2 protein-coding genes, 2 tRNA genes and 1 rRNA gene are annotated in these 3,452 nt (G+C 40.0%); 4 read left to right on the top strand and 1 reads right to left on the bottom strand.

What is annotated here, in order from left to right; translation table 11 throughout:
• The 3 genes from MUP17_11700 to MUP17_11690 form a co-directional block, all read left to right on the top strand.
• A partial coding sequence (locus MUP17_11700) for a hypothetical protein (protein MCJ7459637.1) occupies window positions 1-220 on the top strand: 220 nt, incomplete at its 5' end.
• Window positions 221-692: 472 nt separating this feature from the next.
• A tRNA-Phe gene (locus tag MUP17_11695) sits at window positions 693-765 on the top strand.
• 90 nt (window positions 766-855) lie between these two features.
• A tRNA-Thr gene (locus MUP17_11690) sits at window positions 856-928 on the top strand.
• A gap of 75 nt (window positions 929-1,003) precedes the next feature.
• On the opposite strand, the gene MUP17_11685 is transcribed toward MUP17_11690, so the two are convergent.
• Window positions 1,004-2,314 carry a hypothetical protein gene (locus tag MUP17_11685; GenBank protein MCJ7459636.1) on the bottom strand — a complete coding sequence of 437 codons (1,311 nt, stop codon included), beginning with the start codon at window positions 2,312-2,314 and terminating at the stop codon, window positions 1,004-1,006.
• A 676-nt stretch (window positions 2,315-2,990) separates the two neighbouring features.
• Between MUP17_11685 and MUP17_11680 the strand changes: the two genes are divergently transcribed.
• Window positions 2,991-3,452, top strand: a 16S ribosomal RNA gene (locus tag MUP17_11680); the annotation flags it as partial.

Genomic DNA, 3,452 nt, shown 5'->3' with positions numbered 1-3,452 from the left:
TTTTGAGCTGAAAAAAGAGCTGCTGGAGCTTCGGGAGTTTCTGGAAAATTTCGATCAGAGAATTTCCGGGCTGGAATCCAGGCTCTTGAAAGCTCAGGAGAAAGAGGAAGAGGAGATAGATTTAAAAGGGGAGCTTTCCAGAATCAGGCAGGAAATAGAGTTTATGAGAAGTCTTCTGACCCTGGCTTTAGAAGAAGATAAAAGATTTCCGCCGGAATGAATTTTAAAAAGGTTCAAAGGTTTAAGGGTTCAAGAGTTCAAGGGTTAGAAGAAAAAAAACTCATCCTAGCCCTCTCCTAAAAGGTGAGGGAATTTACTCCCCTCCCCTTGAGGGGAGAGATGGGGAGGGGTCAATTCGTAGGGCAAGGCTTCAGCCTTGCTTTTTTTTGGCAGAGCTTCCTCATAACTTCCATTTCATATGGAAACCTGAAGGTTTCCGCTACATTCGGGACCTCACCCTAACCCTCTATTATCCTACGGATCCGTTTCAAGGACGAGAATAGAGAATCTCCGCACCTTCCCTTGAGCAAAGGAGATTGACGGCTAAAATATTTTGTTGACAACTGCTGGATGGAATATTAAATTCGGTTTGATTTTTTGTGTCCTTTACTCGTAATCTATTTCGATATATACCTGTAAGGGCACAGATTGAAGGTGTAAAAGAAAAAAATACCAAGTTTTTTGTTATACTTGCCGAGGTAGCTCAGTTGGTAGAGCAACGGACTGAAAATCCGTGTGTCGACAGTTCGATTCTGCCCCTCGGCATTTAATTCTGTTTAGAAGGTTTAAAAGATTAGAAGTTTAGTTCTTAATCCTTGAACCTTTGAACTCTTGAACTTTTGAACCTTTCTTTCCGCCACCGTAGCTCAGATGGTAGAGCAGCTGATTCGTAATCAGCCGGTCACCCGTTCGATTCGGGTCGGTGGCTCTGCTTCGCAGGTGGTTGGTTCATGGAGGATAGTTCATGGTAGGGGCGACCCGTCAAGTCGCCCTGTTTTTTTTCTCATCTTATAAATTTCCTGGTTAAGATTACAATAAATACAGCTAAAAGAACCCACCCCAAAACACCCTCAATCATAGAAAGCGTTCTAAATTTGAAGAGCTTGATTCTTCTTGTATTTATAAGATATTTATCTGTTGGATTCCAGTTCGAAACAACTCCAATAATGAAAGTATGGACACTGAAATAAAGTGCATTATAAAATCTTTTCCAAAAACTATTTGGTACATCTTGAGATAACCTTCGCATTCTTTGATACCAGAATTGTCTTTCAATTTCCTTGATGGCATAAGGTTTGGAGTAAAACAGCGCAAAGATTATAACAATAATTATACTCAAATACAATGTGTTTAAAGGTTTCACACCATATCCAAAAGGCATTTTAAACAACCAGTATTCGAGATATCTGAGAAGCTTAGGTTTTTCCATTCTTTCTTGGTCTTTTAAAAATAAATAAACACCATCAGCATCATCTAACATTCTTTGCTCTTCAAACAATTTCATGAGTCCATAATTTGCACTTCGTTCATAAACAAGATGACCTTCAAGCTGCTTCCAGGATATAAGGATTTTTTTTAACTCTTGTGGGATCAAGAGTACTACTCTGCTAAAGGTAGCCCACCTAAAGTCAGCATACCCGCCAAAATTAGTATTGTCGAAATAAACATCTCCTTTAAAATGGGTTCTGATAAACCAAGCACCCCAAGCAGTAATAGGAATACCACGCCAATGCTCGGGACCAAGTCTACCAAGGAATTCTAATTGTCTAAAGCGAATGGTTTGCTGATAATCTGTGGGAAAATTTACTAATGAGAAATTAACCTCTTCATTAAAAATAGTCCAAGAGAAATTAGCCCAGCGGCTAAAGCGGGCCTTTTCGAAGAGGGCTGCTTGGCCAAAAGTACAACCTGAAAAAGAAGCTATTTCAAAAACAGTCCCACTAAAGGTAGCGTCCTTACCGAATGTTACATAATAAAAGCTAACAGCTCTATTTAGACTATCATCAAAGAAATTCATTTTCTCTATAAAATAGCAATATTGGAAATCAATTGTATCAGAGAAAATACTGTGACGTATATCTATGTAACTAGTTATTGTGTCAGCCCTTTCTTCAGTGCCTGTTTTTATAAGAGGGCCTAAGATTTTACAATCACGAATTATGATCGAATCTCCGCGGTCGATTGCAGCGATTATGCTATCTGCCAAAACTATGGAACTAGGTTTAGGTCTGAAAACGCCTGCTTCTGTGATTAAACCATGATATGCCATACAAAAAAGAATAATGAGTACCTGTAGTAGTAATTTTCTATACATTTTTAAACCTCCCATTGTTATAATATTTCTAAGATGCTCAATCTAAGAGTGAATGGTTAAATTTGGACAAAATTTACAAAAAGTCAAAGGAAATCTGAAAAATGCAGGTAAGAGTCAAGCGGCTAAAGTCTAATGGCTTTAAAAACAGTGGTCAGTGTTGGGGTTGATCCCTATGGTACCCCGTTTTTTTGGTAGTGTCCGACGTTTCTGTCGGACGCTGCGAATTGTCGGTCTATACAAGACTTGAATTGTCCGATTCGGATCAACTAAATCACAAGGTCAAAGAGAATAAAAAAAAGATTATCAAACAAAATCTCGACAGAGTATGTATAATACCTGAAGAAAAAATTAAAAAAATCCTTGACAAGGATAAGTCTAAACATTATAATAGGTTTGCCGATAGAGACATTGGGAGTTTAGATTAACTCCACTGTCAAAAAGGATAAAGACTTGCGAGAAAAAAAGGATTCTTTGAAAATTTTTGAAAAATTTCCTTGACAGTTATCGCAAATAGGCTATATTGAATGTCTGCCTGAAAGCGATAGTTAAAGGCAGACATTTTTTTCGCTGTAAAAATCTGTTCTTTGAAAATTAAATAGCGTGCATAGGTTTGAAGAAGAAGATGCGGGTCTTCGATTTCGAACAATAGAAGCTTTTTAGCTTCGTTAATGAGCTATTAATGGAGAGTTTGATCCTGGCTCAGAACGAACGCTGGCGGCGTGCCTCATACATGCAAGTCGTGCGTGAAACCTCTGTAGCAATACGGAGGCGTAAAGCGGCGAACGGGTGAGTAACACGTGGGCAATTTGCCTCGAAGCTGGGGATAAGCCCTCGAAAGGGGGTCTAATACCGAATAACATCCCGGGATGGCATCATTCCGGGATCAAAGGTTCGCAAGAATCGCTTTGAGATGAGCCCGCGGTCCATTAGCTTGTTGGTGAGATAAAAGCCCACCAAGGCTATGATGGATAGCCGACCTGAGAGGGTGTTCGGCCACACTGGGACTGAGATACGGCCCAGACTCCTACGGGAGGCAGCAGTCGGGAATATTGCGCAATGGTCAAATGACTGACGCAGCAACGCCGCGTGGAGGATGAAGTTCTTCGGAATGTAAACTCCTGTCAGAGGGGAAGAATGT

The sequence above is a fragment of the Candidatus Zixiibacteriota bacterium genome (assembly GCA_022865345.1).
Classification (GTDB): domain Bacteria; phylum Zixibacteria; class MSB-5A5; order MSB-5A5; family RBG-16-43-9; genus RBG-16-43-9.
This window is presented reverse-complemented; position numbering and strand designations above follow the sequence as displayed.